At 52.1% G+C, this 19,757-nt stretch carries 19 protein-coding genes; 12 read left to right on the plus strand and 7 right to left on the minus strand.

The window, feature by feature from the left end; translation table 11 throughout:
• Positions 1-36 precede the first annotated feature (36 nt).
• The 9 genes from bshC to CLV58_RS27945 all read left to right on the plus strand — a co-directional run bounded on the left by bshC (position 37) and on the right by CLV58_RS27945 (position 11,363).
• Positions 37-1,587 carry a bacillithiol biosynthesis cysteine-adding enzyme BshC gene (bshC, locus tag CLV58_RS03115; protein WP_106136314.1) on the plus strand — a complete coding sequence of 517 codons (1,551 nt, stop codon included), beginning with the start codon at positions 37-39 and terminating at the stop codon, positions 1,585-1,587.
• Entirely contained in the window at positions 1,584-2,174 is a 591-nt protein-coding gene (locus CLV58_RS03120; protein WP_106136315.1) for a 5-formyltetrahydrofolate cyclo-ligase, read from the plus strand. The genes bshC and CLV58_RS03120 overlap by 4 nt, the downstream gene beginning before the upstream one ends.
• Before the next feature lie 197 nt (positions 2,175-2,371).
• Complete coding sequence (locus CLV58_RS03125; protein WP_245882188.1) at positions 2,372-2,914, plus strand: porin family protein; 543 nt, start codon at positions 2,372-2,374, stop codon at positions 2,912-2,914.
• A 130-nt stretch (positions 2,915-3,044) separates the two neighbouring features.
• Entirely contained in the window at positions 3,045-3,653 is a 609-nt protein-coding gene (locus tag CLV58_RS03130; RefSeq protein ID WP_106136317.1) for a porin family protein, read from the plus strand.
• 174 nt (positions 3,654-3,827) lie between these two features.
• On the plus strand, positions 3,828-4,841 hold the full coding sequence (locus CLV58_RS03135) for an aspartate-semialdehyde dehydrogenase (RefSeq protein ID WP_106136318.1): 1,014 nt from the start codon (positions 3,828-3,830) through the stop codon (positions 4,839-4,841).
• Between the two features lie 189 nt (positions 4,842-5,030).
• Entirely contained in the window at positions 5,031-5,801 is a 771-nt protein-coding gene (locus tag CLV58_RS03140; protein ID WP_106136455.1) for an ABC transporter ATP-binding protein, read from the plus strand.
• Positions 5,802-5,807: 6 nt separating this feature from the next.
• Complete coding sequence (locus CLV58_RS03145) at positions 5,808-7,469, plus strand: ABC-2 family transporter permease (protein ID WP_106136319.1); 1,662 nt, start codon at positions 5,808-5,810, stop codon at positions 7,467-7,469.
• A 237-nt stretch (positions 7,470-7,706) separates the two neighbouring features.
• On the plus strand, positions 7,707-10,583 hold the full coding sequence (gene carB, locus CLV58_RS03150; protein WP_106136320.1) for a carbamoyl-phosphate synthase large subunit: 2,877 nt from the start codon (positions 7,707-7,709) through the stop codon (positions 10,581-10,583).
• Positions 10,584-10,841: 258 nt separating this feature from the next.
• Positions 10,842-11,363 carry a DUF6169 family protein gene (locus tag CLV58_RS27945; RefSeq protein ID WP_146141346.1) on the plus strand — a complete coding sequence of 174 codons (522 nt, stop codon included), beginning with the start codon at positions 10,842-10,844 and terminating at the stop codon, positions 11,361-11,363.
• A 55-nt stretch (positions 11,364-11,418) separates the two neighbouring features.
• Here CLV58_RS27945 and CLV58_RS03160 read toward each other — a convergent pair whose 3' ends face one another.
• Positions 11,419-12,966 carry a DUF4394 domain-containing protein gene (locus CLV58_RS03160; protein ID WP_106136322.1) on the minus strand — a complete coding sequence of 516 codons (1,548 nt, stop codon included), beginning with the start codon at positions 12,964-12,966 and terminating at the stop codon, positions 11,419-11,421.
• Positions 12,967-13,169: 203 nt separating this feature from the next.
• Between CLV58_RS03160 and CLV58_RS03165 the strand changes: the two genes are divergently transcribed.
• A complete protein-coding gene (locus tag CLV58_RS03165) occupies positions 13,170-13,988 on the plus strand; it encodes an aldo/keto reductase (RefSeq protein ID WP_106136456.1) in 819 nt (272 codons plus the stop codon).
• A gap of 57 nt (positions 13,989-14,045) precedes the next feature.
• Here CLV58_RS03165 and CLV58_RS03170 read toward each other — a convergent pair whose 3' ends face one another.
• From CLV58_RS03170 to CLV58_RS03185, 4 genes are all read right to left on the minus strand, one after another.
• Positions 14,046-14,735, minus strand: a complete 690-nt coding sequence (locus CLV58_RS03170; protein ID WP_106136323.1) for a porin family protein — start codon at positions 14,733-14,735, stop codon at positions 14,046-14,048.
• Positions 14,736-14,762: 27 nt separating this feature from the next.
• Positions 14,763-15,437 carry a porin family protein gene (locus CLV58_RS03175; RefSeq protein ID WP_106136324.1) on the minus strand — a complete coding sequence of 225 codons (675 nt, stop codon included), beginning with the start codon at positions 15,435-15,437 and terminating at the stop codon, positions 14,763-14,765.
• Between the two features lie 157 nt (positions 15,438-15,594).
• Entirely contained in the window at positions 15,595-16,014 is a 420-nt protein-coding gene (locus tag CLV58_RS03180) for a hypothetical protein (protein ID WP_245882189.1), read from the minus strand.
• A gap of 2 nt (positions 16,015-16,016) precedes the next feature.
• Positions 16,017-16,643, minus strand: coding sequence for an RNA polymerase sigma factor (locus CLV58_RS03185; RefSeq protein WP_106136325.1), 627 nt, complete (start codon positions 16,641-16,643; stop codon positions 16,017-16,019).
• Positions 16,644-16,821: 178 nt separating this feature from the next.
• Between CLV58_RS03185 and CLV58_RS03190 the strand changes: the two genes are divergently transcribed.
• Both CLV58_RS03190 and CLV58_RS03195 read left to right on the plus strand, forming a co-directional pair.
• Positions 16,822-17,601 (plus strand): type III pantothenate kinase, encoded by a 780-nt coding sequence (locus tag CLV58_RS03190; protein ID WP_106136326.1) that lies wholly within the window; start codon positions 16,822-16,824, stop codon positions 17,599-17,601.
• Positions 17,602-17,912: 311 nt separating this feature from the next.
• Positions 17,913-18,581 (plus strand): hypothetical protein, encoded by a 669-nt coding sequence (locus CLV58_RS03195; protein ID WP_106136327.1) that lies wholly within the window; start codon positions 17,913-17,915, stop codon positions 18,579-18,581.
• Here CLV58_RS03195 and CLV58_RS03200 read toward each other — a convergent pair.
• Together CLV58_RS03200 and CLV58_RS03205 are read right to left on the minus strand one after the other, a co-directional pair.
• On the minus strand, positions 18,578-18,787 hold the full coding sequence (locus tag CLV58_RS03200; RefSeq protein ID WP_106136328.1) for a type II toxin-antitoxin system antitoxin: 210 nt from the start codon (positions 18,785-18,787) through the stop codon (positions 18,578-18,580). The two genes, CLV58_RS03195 and CLV58_RS03200, sit on opposite strands and share 4 nt — an antisense overlap.
• A 6-nt stretch (positions 18,788-18,793) precedes the next feature.
• Positions 18,794-19,648: an SPFH domain-containing protein gene (locus CLV58_RS03205; protein WP_170108634.1), complete on the minus strand. Its 855-nt coding sequence runs from the start codon at positions 19,646-19,648 to the stop codon at positions 18,794-18,796.
• Positions 19,649-19,757 lie beyond the last annotated feature (109 nt).

The raw sequence follows: 19,757 nt of genomic DNA on the forward strand, positions 1-19,757 counted from the left end.
CTTCGTTTGTTGGCTTGGGTAAACCGCTATTCCTGCATGGACTGTCAGTACCTACCCCTTTCCGCAACGGGCCAGTTTTCAACGCTTTTTCTTGATTACATCGCCCAGAAAGACAGTCTAGCCCCGTTCTACAATCACTTTCCTACGCCCTCGGCCTTTCGGCAGCAACTCGCCGAAAAAACGTTCGACGCGTCGAAACGGGAGACGCTGGTCGATACGCTGGAACGCCAATACGCAGGCATCGCCAACAAGCCTGATTTCTCCATTCTTCGGCAGCCGAACACGTTCACCGTCACGACGGGACATCAGCTAAATATCTTCACGGGTCCGCTGTACATTGTCTACAAGCTGATTACGACGATTAAGCTGGCCCGGAAACTGGCGCAGGAATACCCGGACTATCAATTCGTACCGGTCTACTGGATGGCGACGGAGGACCACGATTTTGCCGAGATCAATCATTTTTCGCTGTTTGGTAATCAATACACCTGGCAAACCGAGCAACGCGGTGCGGTTGGCCGTATGAATCCGCAGGAATTGAAGGCGCTGTTTGCCCAGATTCCGGAGAAACTTCACCTGTTCGAGAAAGCTTACCTCTCGCACGATACATTGGCGGATGCCGTTCGTTTCTACGTCAATGACTTGTTCGGCACTGAGGGGCTGGTTTGCCTGGATGCCGACGATCCGGCCTTGAAACGAGAATTCCTGCCTGTTATGAAGGATGATCTTCTCAACCAGACCGCGAGTGGGCTGGTTGAACAGCAGACGGAGAAGCTCGAAGCACTCGGTTATAAAACCGTTATTACAGCCCGTGCCGTTAACCTGTTTTACCTCGACGATCAGGTACGGGAACGGATCGAGCGCGCTGATGACGGCTCGTATCGGGTGCTGCACACCAAGCTGCGCTTTACAGAAAGCGAACTACTGACGGAGTTGACTGACCGTCCAGAGCGGTTTAGCCCCAATGTCGTCCTGCGCCCACTGTACCAGGAAACCATTCTACCAAACCTGGCCTACATTGGTGGGCCTTCGGAGGTTCCTTACTGGCTTCAACTTAAACCTGTCTTCGATCATTATCAGACGACCTTCCCGCTGCTCATGCCACGCAGCTTCGCGCTGTATGTGCCAAAGGTCAGTGCCCGACGCGTTGCCAAACTGGGTTTAACACCAGAACAGCTGTTTCAGGACGATCAGGCTCTGAAGCGCGAATTTGTCGACCATCACACCCGACACAGCCTATCGTTCGACAATGAGAACAAGGCGGTCAATAAGGGCTTGGATGCGCTGCTACACAAAGCCATGATGGTCGATCCCACCCTGGAAAAAGCGGTGCTGGCCGAGACAAAGCGATTTGCCAATGCGGTCGTGCGACTGGAAAAGAAAATGCGACGCGCGGAAGAACGCAACCAGGAAGTTGGCTTGCGGCAATTACAGGCGGTGAAAGACGAGTTATTTCCGAACGGCGGCTTACAGGAGCGCTCGGAAAACTACCTGACGTTTGCCCTGCGCGACTCATCTTTCCTCAAAAAACTGCTCGACACCTTCGACCCGTTCGACTACCGGATGCACATTTGTCTGGAGGCATGAGTTCAACCAAAGCGGAACTACGAATAAGCTATCTGGCCAACCGGAAAGCCTTATCTGCTGACGAGCTGAACCGACGTAACGCGTTACTGCTGACTCGTTTTATCGACTTTGTTCAGCAACAGACGCAAACCCGTTCGTTGCAACTGGTTCATACCTTTCTTCCCATTCGCCGGCAAAACGAAGTCGACACTTGGCCCCTTATCCACTGGCTCTGGCAGTATGGTGTAAGCACCGCCGTCTCTGTAACAGATACAGAAACCAATCAGCTGATGCACTATCCGCTGACTGCCGACACCGTTCTCACCGAAAACAAATGGGGCATTCCGGAGCCGGTAATTCAGGCGCAACCGACTATCGACCCAACCGCCATCGATATGGTCCTTGTCCCGCTCCTGGCGTTCGACCGGCAGGGACACCGCGTCGGCTACGGAAAAGGCTATTACGACCGCTTCCTGGCCAGCTGCCGCCCCGACTGCCTAACCGTCGGTTTATCGCTTTTCGAGTCTGTTGAGCGTATTACTGATGTTAGTGATACGGATGTACCACTCAGCCACTGTCTGACGCCTTCCGCTACCGTGTTGCGTTGAATAGTACCCTTGTCTTACCGATTATTAAATTTTCTCATTCATTTTTCGCAGCAACTATGCTATAGGCATCAGCATTACTTACCTTGTCCTGCAAGTAACCTTTTCAATCCACATCACATATTTATCATAATGAGAAAGTTCTTCTACTTTTTTTTGCGTTGTCATTGGCGAGCGCGTCCTCTCTGGCTCAAGGTTACATGGGCGTCATAGGTAGTTTACAACTAGCCAGTCAACAGTTCAAAGGAGCAAGTAGTACGCTGTCTGGAACGACGATCGTAGGCTTCCAGACAGGAGTTCTATTAAGTTCACCACTGAATGAACACTTGTCAATTCGCCCGTACCTTCTATACTCTGTGAAAGGAAGCAACTATTCGTTCGGTAGCACATCCGTCATACGTACCTTCAATCATGTGGCGATGCCGGTACAAGCAACTTATAGCTTTGATGTAAATACTGGACACATCGTAGCTGGCGCAGGTCCTTTTGTAGCATATGCCGTAGGTGGCACTGACAAAAGTGATAGCCTGTCAGCTCCTATCGAGTTTGGTTCAAAATCAGGTGAAGTCAGGCGATTTGATTATGGATTGCGTATATCTATAGGATATGAATTAGAGCGCGGTCTAGGGTTTATGACCTATTATGAGCCTAGCCTAGCAAACTTAACTAACATACCATCAGTGACAGCCAAGAACTCTGCCTTCGGCTTTGCGCTATATTATCTCCTCGAAGCGAATGACTAACGTATCCTCTAACTAGATTAGTAATAGAATCTCACTATACCGCTTATAAACTAATCCAGCTTACCAGCGAACGTTTTTTCTACCTTTCGCCAGTTAACGGATTTTTTAATCACACATAAGTCAAAATCTTATGAAAAAATTACTCTATAGTGTTATCGCCCTGGCGATTTCTTCAACCTTCGCTACTGCCCAAGTTCGGGTTGGCGTAACAGGTGGACTTCAAGTGGCCAGTCAGCAAATTAAAGTTCAAGGCATTACGATCACAGGTAGTAACTTGGTCGGCTTTCAGGCAGGGCTTCTTCTTGATGCGGCTGTTAGCGAAAATTTATCGATTCGGCCGCAAGTATTATACTCCGTCAAAGGTGGCAAATACAACATTGGGGGCAATTCATTTACGACAACATTCAACTACATTGAATTACCCATTCAAGCTGTTTATGGCTTTCCGTTAAGTAGTGGTCGTGTTGCACTGGGAGCAGGTCCGTATGTAGCGTATGCACTCAATGGCAAAGACAAAGCTGGTAGCGTTTCACAACCTGTCGACTTTGGCTCTGGTGAAGATCAAATAAAGCGTATCGATTACGGACTAAGACTTTCGGCCGGTTATGAGTTATCGTCTGGCTTAGGCATAACAGCCTATTACGCACCGGGACTAGCCAATTTTGTTAACACAGCACAGGGAACAGCTAAAAATTCGGCTTTTGGTCTATCGCTAAGCTACCTGTTTGGCGGAGTGTAAATACATGCATGCATGCTGATAGAAACGTCCAGTACTTCACGAAGTACTGGACGTTTCTATTGGTAATTGGTCGACTTATTTCACCAATCTTCTGTTTTTTGCGGTTCTACTTATTTTCTGCCAATTTATTACCGTACTTTTGCGACTCATTTTCAAATAAATACTAAATAAATTATGAAAATCGCAGTCGTAGGGGCAACCGGCCTGGTCGGTGGCGAAATCCTGAAGGTGCTGGAAGAACGTAACTTCCCCGTGTCCGAACTCATTCCCGTCGCTTCCGAGCGATCGGTTGGTAAACAGATTGAGTTTAAGGGTAAACCCTACACGGTTGTCAGCTTCGACGACGCCATTGCCGCCAAACCCGCTATTGCGATTTTTTCGGCAGGTGGCGGTACCTCGCTCGAACTGGCCCCCAAATTCGCCGAAGCTGGCATCTTTGTCGTTGACAACTCGTCGGCCTGGCGGATGGACCCGACGAAAAAACTGGTCGTACCCGAAATCAACGCCGACACGCTTACCGCTGATGACAAAATCATCGCCAACCCCAACTGCTCGACCATTCAGATGGTCGTAGCGTTGAAACCGCTGCACGACCGCTATAAAGCGAAACGGGTTGTCGTATCGACCTATCAGTCGGTAACGGGTACGGGTAAGGCCGCTGTCGACCAGCTATTTGCCGAGCGCAAAGGCGACAAGGACGCGAAGAAAGTGTACCCCCACCCCATCGACCTCAACGTACTGCCACACATCGATTCGTTCCTCGATAACGGCTACACGAAGGAGGAAATGAAGATGATCAACGAGACCAAAAAGATCATGGGCGACGATTCGATCAAGGTTACGGCCACGACGGTACGTATTCCAACGATCGGCGGTCACTCGGAAGCGGTCAACGTTGAGTTCGAACATGATTTCGACCTCAACGAAGTGGTCGAACTACTCAGCAACGCAGAAGGCGTAATCGTACAGGACGATCCAAAAAACTACGTTTACCCGATGCCGCTGACGGCCCACGGTCGTGACGAGGTATTTGTCGGTCGAATCCGGCGCGACGAAACGCAACCGAACACGCTGAACATGTGGATTGTGGCGGACAACCTGCGCAAGGGAGCGGCTACCAATGCCGTTCAGATCGCAGAGTATCTGATGAAGAACAAGCTGGTGGAAACGGCCGAACCCGTTGCCTGACCGCTTATCTGATACAGTTACCGAAAGTCCCGTCCGGCTTGCTGCCCGGCGGGACTTTTTTTGTACCTTTCTTCGTAGAGACGCGACCCTTTGCGTCTCGGTACGCGCCAGCCATAAAGCGTCAGCAATACCATCCGGCGGTGAGACGCAAAGGGTTGCGTCTCTACAAACACCTTCTCAATTGTGACAATCGCTCCTATCATTGAATTACGCAACCTTGTCAAATCCTATGGCGAGGCACCGGTACTGAACGGGATTAACCTCAGCGTCGATGCCGGACAGGTAGTCGGCTATATCGGTCCGAACGGGGCAGGGAAGTCGACGACGCTGAAAATATTGATCGGTATGCTGCCCGACTTCGCCGGCGAAGCAACGGTGCTGGGTATGGATGTTCGGACGGCTGCGCTCGACATTAAACGACGCATTGGTTACGTTCCTGAAAATGCGGCCCTGTACGATTCGCTGACGCCGATGGAATACCTGCAATTCGTCGGGCAGTTGTACGAACTCGATCCGGGTCATATCGAACGAAAAACCCTCGACCTGCTACGTCTATTTCAACTGTCCGACAATGCGCACGCCCGTATGACGACGTTTTCGAAAGGGATGCGGCAGAAAGTATTGCTGATTTCGGGCATGCTCCACAATCCGGATGTGATCTTTCTGGACGAACCCTTATCCGGGCTGGACGCTAACGCGGTCGTACTGGTGAAAGAAATTATCCGGCAACTGGCCAACACGGGCAAGACCATTTTCTACAGCTCGCATATTATGGACGTGGTCGAGAAGATTTCCGACCGGATCATTATCATCAATAAAGGGCAGATCATTGCCGACGGTACGTTCGCAGAATTGCAGCACCAACGCCCGGAATCGCTGGAGCAGTTGTTCGCCCAGATGACCGGTAGCGACAGTCAAACCGATGTAGCCGGGGAATTTATCAACACGCTGACCAACTAACCAGCCATGACACCGCTAATTCTGTCTATCCTCGACCGATTGCAAGGGCTGTTTCGATCGCTGGGCGCTGATTATCCGCAGATGCGGGCCATTGTGCAGGTCAAGCTGATGATGGACAATCGGCGTAACTATACGACACTGGGTCGCTACGGTCAGCAGAAAAAAAACAACGATGCACCCGACAACACCTTTCTGAAGGTACTGGGCTTCTACGCTTTTTTCGGCGTCATTCTCGCGCTACAGTTGATGTTCCTGGAGCGGGAAAATCTGTTTCTGCCGCTTATTTTCCAGTTTTCCTACGTCATGATTCTCTGCGCCATGACGTTAATCTCCGACTTTTCCTCAATCATCCTCGATTCGTCCGATAACCAGATCATTTTGCCCCGCCCCGTCAGCAGCCGTACCCTCTGGCTGGCGCGTATCACCCATATCTCGGTCTACCTATTCGCCATCTCGCTGGCCACAGGCTTGGGCAGTATTCTGATACTCGGCTATCGTTTCAGTCCCGTCGCGGGTTTATCGTTTCTGGTCCTGAGCGTACTATCAGCCATGCTGATGGTCTTCCTGACAAACCTGTTGTATCTCGGCCTGATGCAGCTTATCAGCGAAGAGAAGCTACGGGAGATTATCAACTACGTTCAGATCCTGATGGCCATCGCTTTCTACGGAGGGTATCAGCTCATCCCACGGTTGATGACGCAGGCCAGCTTAGGCGAGACGATGGAGCGACAATGGTGGCACTATCTGGTACCGCCGATGTGGATGGCCGGTGCGGTCGAAAGCGTGTTGCTGTGGACGTTCGATACGGAACATCTGCTGTTCATTGCCCTGGCGATTCTGATGCCGATAGGTGGGATCTGGTTTATGAGCCGGTTTATGACGGGGTCGTTTACCGAAAAACTAAGCGGCCTCGATCAGGAGAGTAAACCCACACCAGCAACAGCCGCCGTTGTGCAGCCCACTACCCTGCCCGACCAACTGGCAGGCTGGTTTACCAGCTCATCACTCGAACGGGCCTCCTTTGCCTTCGCCTGGCGGATCATGGGTCGCGACCGGAAGTTTAAGTTGAAAACCTATCCGCAGCTTGGCTTCGGGTTAGTGTATATCGTATTCATGTCGCTACGGGGTGGCACTTTTGACAACAGCGGTTTTGCCACGCTGTTCTCGCTTTACTTCGCCGGACTATATGGTATGGTTGCTCAGTACCAGCTATCGGCTTCCGACAGTTTCAAAGCGTCGTGGCTATACGGGGCAGCACCAATCCGGCAACCGGGCGAAATTCTATCGGGCTCACTAAAAGCGATCATCGTTAAACTGGTTACGCCTTTTTACCTGCTGGTAGCCGCTTTTCTGATTTGGCGCAACGGCACCGATCAGGTCAGCGACATCGTACTGGGCTATATTAGTACACTGGTTATGCTGCTGGTATCGGCCCTGTTCTCCGACCGGCGGATGCCTTTTTCTGTACCCGTCGACTCGGTCAACCGCAGCAATACAGGTCGAAGTTTTATCACGCTGATTGTGCTCAGCCTGATTGGTGGTCTGCATTACGGACTGACGCTCGTCCCATACGGTGTCTGGGGCGGCATCGTACTTTCCCTAATAACGGTCTGGCTGCTAATGCGGCAGTACCAGCGCACGAGCTGGCATCAGATTGTGATGGCCTGACCTTATCTCCGATAGTATCCCTGCCGCTTCGGCGGTCCGATGTCGGAGACAAGGCCAATATTAACAATAAGATGGATTGTCGGCCTTTTCCATCTGTATTCTTGTCTTTCCCCCCCATACAGTCTACTTTTGCAGGATTTTTAGCCACCCCTCAACGGGCTGAACGTCATTGTACTGTCGAATACAATCGTTTACGGTGCAGCGCTCGGCTGCGCCAGTTTGTTGTCCTGCTGAATAATGCCAAAAAACACCAACATCCGCTCGGTTCTGATTATTGGTTCGGGTCCCATCGTAATCGGTCAGGCCTGTGAATTCGATTACGCCGGTTCGCAAGCTGCCCGGTCTATCCGCGACGAAGGCATTGAGGTGTCGCTCATCAACTCCAATCCAGCGACAATCATGACAGATCCCATCAATGCGGATCATGTCTACCTGAAACCGCTGGAGAAAAAGTCGATTGTCGAGATTCTGGAAAAGCACCGGGAAATGGGTCGCCCCATCGATGCGGTCCTGCCAACAATGGGCGGTCAGACAGCACTGAATCTGGCTATCGACTGCGATAAAGCCGGTATCTGGACCAAGTACGGCGTACAAATCATCGGTGTCGACATCAAAGCGATCGAGACCACCGAAGACCGGGAGAAATTCCGGCTGCTCATGCTTCAGCTGGGTGCGGGTGTCTGCAAAGGCCGCACGGCCCGCTCGTTCCTCGAAGGCAAGGAAATTGCGCAGGAGATCGGCTTCCCGCTGGTTATCCGTCCGTCATTTACGCTCGGCGGTACGGGTGGCGGCTTCGTCAACACCCCCGAAGAGTTTGACAAGGCGCTGACTAACGGTCTCCACGCATCGCCGGTTCACGAAGTACTGGTCGAGCAAAGCGTAATGGGCTGGAAAGAGTATGAGCTGGAACTGCTGCGCGACAACAACGGTAACTTCGTGATTATCTGTTCGATCGAAAATTTCGATCCGATGGGTATTCATACCGGCGACTCGATCACGGTAGCACCGGCCATGACACTGCCCGACACGCTGTACCAGCAAATGCGGGATCTGGCGATTCGGGTGATGGGTGGCATCGGGCAATTTGCGGGTGGCTGTAACATTCAGTTCTCCGTAAATCCGCAGACCGACGAGATCATCGTCATCGAAGTAAACCCACGGGTAAGCCGCTCATCGGCCCTGGCCTCGAAAGCGACGGGTTATCCGATCGCCAAGATTTCCGCCAAGATGGCCGTCGGTTACAACCTCGACGAGCTGATCAACCCCATCACGGGCACGACCTCGGCCTTCTTCGAACCAGCCATCGACTACGTAATCGTGAAAGTACCGCGCTGGAACTTCGACAAGTTTCCCGGTGCCGATCGCTCACTGGGTCTGCAAATGAAGTCGGTCGGCGAAGCGATGGGTATTGGCCGGAACTTCCAGGAGGCTCTACAGAAAGCCTGTCAGTCGCTGGAAATCCGGCGTAACGGTCTAGGTGCCGATGGTCGCGAACTAACCGACGTGGCTGCGCTGAAGCACAGCCTGGCACACCCAAGCTGGAATCGGATGTTCCACATCTACGACGCGTTCAAGGCAGGCATGTCGTTCCGCACGATTCAGCAGCTGACCAAAATCGACCCCTGGTTCCTGCACCAAATCGAGGAACTGATTCTGCTGGAACGCGAAATCGAGAAGTACGATCTCGACGATCTGCCACCTGAACTGCTGCGCACCGCCAAGCAGAAAGGGTATGCCGACCGGCAGCTGGCCCACCTGCTACAGGTACGGGAAAGCAAGATTTACCAATACCGGCAGCAACATAACATTCGCCGGGTATTTAAGTGCGTCGACACCTGCGCGGCTGAGTTTGAAGCCCGTACGCCGTACTATTACTCGACGTTCAACAATCAGTTACCGATCACGCAGGATCGTCCCGAACCGGTTTCGGAGCTGCCCGGTAACGAATCGATCCGGTCGAATCGGAAAAAGATCGTCGTGCTGGGTTCTGGTCCGAACCGCATTGGGCAGGGTATCGAGTTCGACTACTCCTGCGTCCACGGCGTCCTGGCTGCCAAGGAAGCGGGTTACGAGACGATCATGATCAACTGTAACCCGGAAACGGTATCGACCGACCCCGACATTGCCGACAAGCTGTATTTCGAGCCGGTGTTCTGGGAGCACGTTCACGCCATCATCATGCACGAGCAGCCGGAGGGCGTTATCGTGCAGTTGGGCGGTCAGACGGCGCTAAAAATGGCCGAGAAACTGACCCGCTACGGTATCAAGATTATTGGTACAAGCTGGGAAGCACTCGATCTGGCCGAAGATCGGGGCCACTTCTCGGAGATGCTGCAAAAGCTCGACATTCCCTACCCGAAATTCGGTACGGTACGCGAGTCGGAAGCGGCCATTGAACTGTCGCGTGAATTGGGCTTCCCGCTGTTGGTACGGCCTAGCTACGTACTGGGCGGACAGAACATGAAGATCGTCATCAACGAGAACGAGCTGGAGCAGCACGTGATGAAGATCCTTCAGGACATTCCCGACAACAACATCCTGCTCGACCACTTCCTCGAAAATGCGATCGAAGCCGAAGCCGACGCGATCTGTGACGGTGAAGACGTGTACATCATCGGCATCATGGAGCACATCGAGCCAGCGGGTATCCACTCCGGCGACTCGTATGCGGTGCTGCCACCGTTCGACCTGAGCGAAAACGTACTTCAGCAGATTGAAGCGCATACGAAGAAGATTGCTGTCGCGCTGAAAACGGTCGGTCTGATCAACATTCAGTTCGCAATCAAGGACGAGGTTGTCTACATCATCGAGGCTAACCCCCGTGCCAGCCGTACGGTACCGTTCATCTGTAAGGCTTACCAGGAACCTTATGTCAACTACGCCACGAAGGTGATGCTCGGCGACAAGAAGGTGAAGGACTTCAATTTCAAACCGGTAAAACGCGGTTATGCGATCAAGATTCCGGTGTTCTCGTTCAGCAAGTTTCCGAACGTCAACAAGGAGCTTGGCCCTGAGATGAAATCGACCGGAGAGGGTATCTATTTCATCGACGACCTAACTGACGATTTCTTCCAGAAGGTCTACGCCGAACGGAATCTGTATCTGAGCCGGTAGCGCTTCAGGTATTTGTAACAAAGCCGCCACTCCATTTATAGAGTGGCGGCTTTGTTATTAAGAATTATTATTTTTGATAAAATAACCACGCTATGGACGTCAACGGAAACGTATTAACGACTGACGAACGGAATACCCGTGTTGTTTCCTTCTTAAAACTTCGGATTGTCGAAAAGCGAAAGGCAGAGCGTCGTATGGTCGAGGACTATCGGACCAATAACGTTATTCAGGCTGCACTAACGGAATTGGATCGTCATAATGAAGAGCGAGGGACACCCATCATCCATTTATAGTTACGTTTTTATTGACCAAGAGCCGGCGACTTATTTATTCAGAACAATAAATAGTATTGTCTACGAAGTACAGTTCAAGCCAACACCTTACCTCTTTGGCGAACACTCACCGTTTGCTGATAGTATAGTCGAACTGGTTCTAAAGGTTGTTGATGCTCCCACTGGTGTACGCCCTCCACGCGACGCTGTCACCGCGCCAACAATAGCTGCAATTATCAACGATTTCTATGAGCGTAGCAGTCAGACAATTACCATCTACATCTGTGATTCATCTGATAAACGTCAAAAAGCACGATGGACAACATTCAATCGATGGTACGACTATTTCAGTGCTCGTAATTATCAGCGGTTCGACCGAACAGTTTTCGATAATGTAGAGGAAGTCACCTACTATTGCGCTGTAATAATTAGCGCCGAGAATCCACATCGACTATCCATTTTTGAAGCGTTCAATCGACTTTTAGATGGCTACAACGATCCAAAATAAAAACACCCCGCTACTCAACTGAATAGCGGGGTGTTTTTATAAGTGAACCGGCTTTCTAGAAACCTAATCCGATGGCAAAACCACGGACGGATGGGTTGCCTGCTATCGGCTGACGCTCAGTCGATGCACCGGTTGCCAGATTGATCGTATACAAACGGGTAATCCCATCAAGGCGCAGTGCAGCATGGCCCACGTTCGAAGCACCGCCAATGTCGAAACCGTTACCGCCCTCAACTAGTCGATTCAGTCCGCCAACTAGTTCTACCGTACCATTATTAGGTGGAATTTGCCGATACAGCAGCGCATACTCACGAGTGCTTAAATCGTACAATGTAGTCGAGGTTGCGCCGGGGAAGTTGTTTGTATAGGCAACACCTGTTACGTTCGGCTCGCCTGGATTCAAACGACCATCGACAATGACGGAGTTGTCGTTCGGGTTGTAACGCAGGTTCTGTCCGTCGTTACTCACGATACGAATCCGGTCGACAGTGGGGTTAAAGTCAAAGCCTACATCCCCACGAACAGACGGCGTAATTGGTGCGCCAACGGCTGTAGCGGCCCCACTCGACATGTTGATCGTGTACACCCGGCTTGTGCTACCGATCGCGTACAGGGCTCCGTTTACCGGCCGCATGTCAATACCGTACAAAGTCTCGTTCGATTGCAGACCCGTAATTGGCTTGGTTGCGTGCGTAGCGCCCGTTTCCGGATTAATGTAGTGTAGCATGTTCATATCGTCTGCTACGTACGCAATTGGCTCTGTCGGAATAGCCAGCCCAATGATACTTTTGTCGCTGGGCAGGTTACCGATAAACTCGGCGCGACCGGAAGTCAGGTTGATTTCATAGAGCCCCTGTACACCATCGCTGATCATCGTAGCGATGGCACTGCCATTAGGGGCGATATCAAAATTGCTTTGCCCGGCAATATTGACGCCGAGCGGACCAACCTCAACCAGTCCGCCATCGTTCGGTGGGACTTGTCGGTACAGCTTATCCGTTTCAGGATCGATATCATACAAGGTCGTGGTTGTCGCGCCCGAGCGGTTGTTGGTATAGGCAACTCCCGATATCGACGCCCCTGCAACACCATTGATTGGTCCATCGACAGTCATAACAGCGCCCGTTTCCGGATTCAGACGTAGATTCTGCCCCCGATTTGTGACGAGCCGGATTCGGTCGACAGTGGGGTTGAAGTCGAAGCCAACGGCATCACCCATAACAGCCGACGCGAGTGGGCCTGTTCCAACCGGAGTGGCAGCACCCGTACGCAGGTTAATCGTATAGAGCCGGCTACCGCTACTGATGGCATACAACTGCCCCGTAGCGGGTCGGAAATCGATACCCGTTAGTCGTTCGTTGTTCATTACTCCTGTGATGGTAGTAATACCCTGACTAGCTGATGGGTTAGCCGTATTTAGTTTTAGTAGCTGGTTGTTGTCGTTCAGCACGTAGAACTCGAAATTAGCTGCGAGCCTGGCGTTTACGGCTGTCAGTGCCCCCTCAGGGTCAAGCAGTTGCCGGTCCCGACAGGCGTTCAGAGAGAGCAGTGAGCCAATGGCTAGTATTCCTGCCGAAAAGCGTAGTTGTTTCTTCGTAAACATATTTTACAGCGTTAAGTAATGGTCACTGCCGGAAGCAGCAGTGCGATTCGCATTCCTATACGGCAGATCGCTACGGCTGGATTTGCCACCATTAAAAATTAGTTAAAACCCGATTGAGTGGTATCAATGGACAGCTCGTCTATGCAACTACACTGCGTACGAACTACGCTATGTCGGGACTAATACACCTTAATCAGCATATCATGCAAAACGAATCTGTTACGCTCAATAATGGGGTAAAAATGCCCTTGCTAGGCCTGGGCGTTTACGCACCTAGTCATAATAGTGAAGTACAGCAGGCCGTAGAATGGGCTCTGGAAGCAGGTTGCCGCCTGATCGATACGGCGTCGATCTATGGCAACGAAACAGAGGTAGCAGCAGCGGTTCAGGCAAGCGGTCTACCAACGACCGACGTGTTTATCACAACCAAAGTGTGGAATACAGACCAGGGGTACGACAGCACACTCCGCGCGTTCGACGATAGCGCTGGCAAACTCGGCCGTGACGTAGTCGATCTGTACCTGATTCATTGGCCGGTAAAACAACACCGGCACGATACCTGGCGCGCATTGGAGCGGCTGTATACGGAGGGACGTGTACGGGCCATCGGCGTGTCGAATCACTACCCGAACCATTTAGACGAACTGCTTAACCAGGCTACGATAACGCCAGCCGTCAATCAAATTGAGTTGAGCCCGTATTGCTACCGACCTGACGTACTGGACTATTGCCGAAGTAAAGGCATTCAGGTGGAAGGTTATGCGCCCCTGGTTCGGGGTAAAAAACACGACGATCCACGCCTGGTCGCCATTGCCGAAGGTCATCAGAAGAGCACGTTTCAGGTGCTGATACGCTGGTCCATGCAACAGGGAGCAGTAACTATTCCAAAATCGATCCACCGCGAGCGGATACAGGCTAATTTCGACGTGTTCGATTTCGAACTTAATACCGATGAGACGGCAATGCTCAATACATGCTACGACAACACACGCATCGCCGACGATCCTGATACAATCGATTAAAAACACAAACGGCCCGCCTGATTCGGTTCAGGCGGGCCGTTTGTGCAACAGACGCTGCTACCGCTGATACCGACTGCGGTATTCTGGGCCAACGCCAAAGCCATAGCCCAGCGTCAAGGTAAATGTTGAGTTGTGTACGTCGGCATTGCGATCGATCGTGATGTCGCTCAGCCCGTATCGGTACCGACCATCAATCAGGAAGCGCTGACGGGCACCCAGGCCAGGAAAATTGAGCTGGAACCCTGCCATCAGTCCTAGATCGACCTTACGAAACGCATCTGTGTTTGTCAATGCTGGCAACTGAACGCCCGCTACTTGCTGTGGAGACCGTTCGCCTTTGAGCAGGAACCCTACTGACGGCCCAAAGAACAGATTTGGCCGGAAATTACCGCTCGTTGTCAGAAAGTAGCGTAAGGCAACAGGCACTTCCAGGTACGAGACCCGCTGCTTGAATTCGACCTGCCGCTGACTACCGAATATGTTTTCAACTGCCGAATACTTCGCGCCCATTTGTGAGTACAGTGCATCGACGGAGATACCAAAGTGGTTTAACGAACTATACATTAGGAATGCACCCGCCGTTATCCCCGGACGGTATGTATACCCGTCGGCATCGCCTACGAAGCGGGACAGATTGGCTCCAACACGGGGGCCTGCGCTGAACCGTTGCTGTGCCGTCGCAACCGACAGGCCGATACCGAGCAGGATCAGCGTAACCCCCACGCGCGCGGTTTTCATGTAATTCATCGAGAGTAGTGTTGTGAAAGCGTGGAATTACCGGCTGTAGCGGCTACGGAACTCAGGTCCAACACCGAACGCGTAGCCCAGCGACAAACTGATGGTCGAATTTTGCAGGTTGTTGCGAGCCCCCCAAACTTTGGGCAGATTCGTCTGCACTTCACTAAGCCCCAGCGTGTAGCGCGCATCGATCAGAAAATGCTGTCGGTTACCCGTACGCCAGTTCAACTGAAAACCGCCCGTAGCGCCAAGGTCGAGGTCGCGGAAATCGTTCGTATTGTCAGCATTGTAAGCCGCTGGATCGCCATTCACCCGGCGGGCGTTTAACTTGATACCCAGCGATGGACCTACGAAGATATTGGGCCGGAAATCGCCATTGAGTGTCAGGTAATAACGAGCCACAACCGGAATTTCCAGGTAGTTTACCCGCTGCGTAAACTTGACTACCGGTGTTTCGTACTTGGCCCCTCGTTGCGAGTACAGTACGTCGGCCGAAATACCGAAATGATTCAGTGAACTATACGACAGAAACACACCTGCGTTTACACCTGGTTTAAAGCGAAGGTCGTCGGCATTGCCCCAGTAATTAGATAAATTCAAGCCAATTCGCGGACCAGCGCTGAAGCGTTGCTGCGCGTAACTAGTTGTAAAACAAAGGCTAACTAAGGCTACTAAAACGTAAAGAGAACGTAAAGAAATTGTGCGAAACATAGACAATTGGTCGAAGTGATTCTCGGGGTTAACGCTCGACCTTTTGCAAATGTTTTACCTGCGCCACTTACTTTCTCTTATATGGGACAGCCACAGGCTACGATCCGGGCTTGATCAGACGACGCTCATACCCTACGTCAGCCCAAGTACCGTCACGCTACACCAACGCTTTCCAGTACACAGAATCAAGGTAGTAAGCGCCTGATTCTGTTGTCGTTTTCAGACTTGTCTGCGGAGCGACCGGCGCGGGTTTAGCCATCTTTTTCGGCATGAAATAAATCATGTAGATCGCTACAGCAAAGACGAAAAGCAATGCAGCCGTGATTGTCGCAATCCAGAGATGCCACAACCGTTTTTTCGTGGCCGACGCGTGGATACGATCCTGCAGCGCGTCGCGCAGACTGCTGAGTTGTTCGGGTGTCGGGCGGGCAGCCTGCTGCATTGCTTCCAGCCCTGCCAGCGCATCGGCATAGAACGGGTCTTCCAGCAGCGCCCGTTCAACCCGGTGTCGGGCCGGACCACTAAGCTGACCAGCCTGGTAGGCCCGTAATTCATCAAAAGTTAGTTGGTTACTCATTGTCAAGAGGCTGTATTACGTACAGTGCCACCAACGGTCTGCGGATCGCTTAGGCAAAGTTTAAGTTTTCGACGCCCATTTTGCAAATAACTCTTTACCTGTTTTAGATCATAGCCCGTCAGATCGGCCACTTCTACGTAGCTTTTCTTTTCCAGGTAAAAAAGCGTCAGGCAGGTACGCTGTTCAAGGGGCAACAGTTGCAGGCAGGCTTCCATCCGGCTCAGGTCTTCTTCCCGGTCAGAATCATCGGCGTGAATAGGTAAAGCGGCTTCGTCGTCGTCGCTCATGACCGAATCGATCAATGCCATCTGGGGGCGGTTTTGCCGCTTCCGCAGTAGCATCAGACAATAGTTACGCGCCACGCTGTGCAACCACGGCAGGAACTGCTGCACCTCGTGCCGACGCAGATCGACAACTAACTGCTCAAACAATTGCATGACCGCGTCTTTGGCTTCTTCCTCATCGCGCAGGTACTTGTAACAGACAGCGTACACCAGTTCCATATGCGGTTCGTACAGTTCACCCAACAGCGCGACGTCACCGGTCGCCCGGTACTGCGCAATCAGTTCGGTCGGGCGGTCAGCGGTATTTGCTGTGATCTTAGGTTTACGAAATCGTCTTAGAAACATAGGTGGCCGGTCTACGTATATAAACGATGCAGCAATGGGTCAAATTCCATACAACTACGTCAACGCAATTCGCGCACAACCGTCGCATGAACAGGCTATGGCCACTCGACTCGTTTGATGCCCAGCGGGATTTTGCCAACTTTACCCGTATTTCGTTCCAACAATCGCTCATCCACTTGTGCATCTAACTGTTGACGCCGGCAATACCGACGCCGTTTTCGGTCTCTACGCCAACGACACATGGCAATTTATCTGGCGCACTCCTGCCCGCGCCGACGAAGCAGCCGAATCGTATGAAGCCCGGCTGCGCCTGTGGCTGCTGGAAGCAACCATTCCGCTAAGCGCGATACAACATACCGTATTGAGCAGCGTCGTACCGAACCTGACGCCCACCTTGCGAACCATGCTTGGCAGCTTGTTTGGTCACGAACCGGTTGTCGTTGGGCCGGGCGTATACCCACTGCTACCACTCGAAATTCTGCGTCCGCACGAGATTGGCGCTGATTTAGTGGCCAATGCGCTGGCGGCTTACACACGGTATCAGCGCAACTGTATCGTGGTTGACTTCGGGACTGCTCTGACGTTTACGACAGTATCCGGCGCGGGAAAAATTCTGGGTGTTGCCATTGCCCCCGGCCTGAGAACGGCTATCCGGTCGCTATTCACCAACACAGCGCAGCTACCGGAAGTACCAATTCAGGTACCCGATTCCGCGCTGGGCTTGAGCACGACCCACGCCATTCAGGCAGGGATCGTGTTAGGCTACGAAGGGCTGGTTCGTTCGCTCATCAACCGTATTCGGGCTGAGCTACATGGCGATTGCATCGCCGTAGCAACCGGCGGGCTGTCGGGTCAGATTCCGTCGTTACGGGATGCCTTCATCGACATTGTCCCGTCACTCACCCTGGAAGGCGTTCGGCTGATCGGCGAAATGGTATTGGCTCAAAAACAGCCGTGAGCTCTCTTTTAAGTTGAACAATTTCAATATCCCCCAATTTTCTTACTTATTATTCATCTGTTTGTCAGTTACGACCAGTCCGCTATTCTTCAATGCGCTATCTGGATAATCATATAGTTCAGCACTTCTACCAGAATACGTACAATTACATCTTATTTCGGTCAAACTTCACAAATTGCACTCGCTTTCACCCTCAGTAACAAGCTAATTATGAGTCGGTTATATTGACAAAAGCAGGTTGAAAAGCCTGCATCTCGTCAACCGGATTCCGATCATTTCTGATGATTCCGAATCAATAAACCGTACTCACTATGCATGTAATTCGTCTACTTATTCTTGTCGGTTTTCTAGTCTCGACTGCCCTTATTGACGTCTCTGCCGGCATTCCTAAACCCACGTGGCAAACAGGTTACCTGATTTTGGCCGACGGCGACAGACGAGCGGGCGAGCTGGACTACAACTGGCAGGCGGAGACCGTGTTATTGCGCGAACCGGACGGCCGCATCCGGGCGTTTTCCGCTAGTCAGGTACAGCAGTTTGGCTGGCAGGCATCACCAGGTCAGAAAGCGCGTCTGTTTATTACGTTACCCGGCTCGATCCGTCAGGCACCGGCCAGTCTGGCTTTCTTCGAGGTATGTGCTGAAGGCCCGATCATGGTTGTCCGGCGCATGAAACGCGCTCATGGTCTGTTCAGACGGGCTTACAATAATCCCATCCGAAATTTCGACCCGGAAACGCCTGATCCGCACGACAGCTTTTTCGATTATTTCGCCCACATCAATGGACAATTCTTATCGTTCAAACGGTTCTACGTGGCTATTTATCAAGCCCATATGGCAGCGTACCGGCAGGAACTGCAACAATTTGTGCAGGTGCGGCACCTCAATGAAAAAAGTCAGTTTGGTCAGTTACGCATCGTCGAGCAGTACAACCGACTGGCCGAACGCCAGACGGCATCGGTAAATACACCAGTAAACTAGTGAGCATCGGTTGCTTCAGACGCGTCTTCTGAATCAGAAGACGCGTCTGCGTTACGAGCACGCCGTTTGCGCCGGCGCAGGGCATCGCTGAGGAGAAACTCGATTTGCCCGTTGACACTGCGAAACTCATCCTGCGCCCACCGCTCCAGTTCTTTCAGTGTTTCGGCCTGAATCCGCAGCACAAATGCTTTTTTTTCGGCTGGCATAGGCAACTAGTTATACAATGTCCCGGCATTAACGACCGGGCTGACTCCTTTCTCACCGCAAAGTACCACCAGCAGGTTGCTCACCATCGCGGCCTTGCGCTCTTCGTCCAGTTGCACGACGCCCTTGTTCTCAAGTCGTTCGAGCGCCATCTCGACCATACCCACGGCCCCTTCCACGATCAGTCGACGGGCGGCAATCATGGCGGCTGCCTGCTGCCGCTGCAACATAGCCCCGGCAATTTCCGATGAATACGCCAGGTGACTCACCCGCGCTTCGATGATGTCGACACCCGCCCGTTCGAGTCGTTCGTTCAGTTCCTGTTCCAGAAATACATTGATCTGTCCGGTACTGTCGCGCAGCGTAACCGAGGCCGTATCATCTTCCATGTGGTCGTACGCATACGAGTTGGCCAGCTTCCGCACGGCCGCTTCCGACTGAATCTGCACGAACAATACATAATCGTCGACAGAGAACAAAGCCTTAGCCGTATCCTGCACCTGCCAGACAACCACGGCGGCAATCTCGACGGGGTTCCCCATCTTATCGTTTACCTTCAGCGTCTGCCCGTTCAGGTTGCGCGCCCGCAGGCTGATCTTCCGTCGATTGTACAATGGATTGACCCAGCGCAGCCCGTTCTGCTTCATGGTACCGACGTAATTGCCGAACAGCGTAGACACATAGGCTTCGTTGGGGTTGATGACGGTGATGCCCGTAAACAGCACCAGCGACACCAGAAACAGCAGCACAGCCAGTATGATACTAATCCCGGTGACCGCAACACCAGCGGCAGCGAGCAAGCATACGACGGCTATCAGTAACAGCACATAGCCAGAAATCGAGGTTAACGGTTTTTCCTGCATGATTGTAGAGAGTTGATATCATTTTGATAGCACAACGGTAAAGACAAAGCGGTGAACCGCCCGGTTAAAACGGACGATCGGTCGGTATCGTCGTTTAACGGCTAATTCG

The organism is Spirosoma oryzae (genome assembly GCF_003002825.1).
Classification (GTDB): Bacteria; Bacteroidota; Bacteroidia; order Cytophagales; family Spirosomataceae; genus Spirosoma; species Spirosoma oryzae.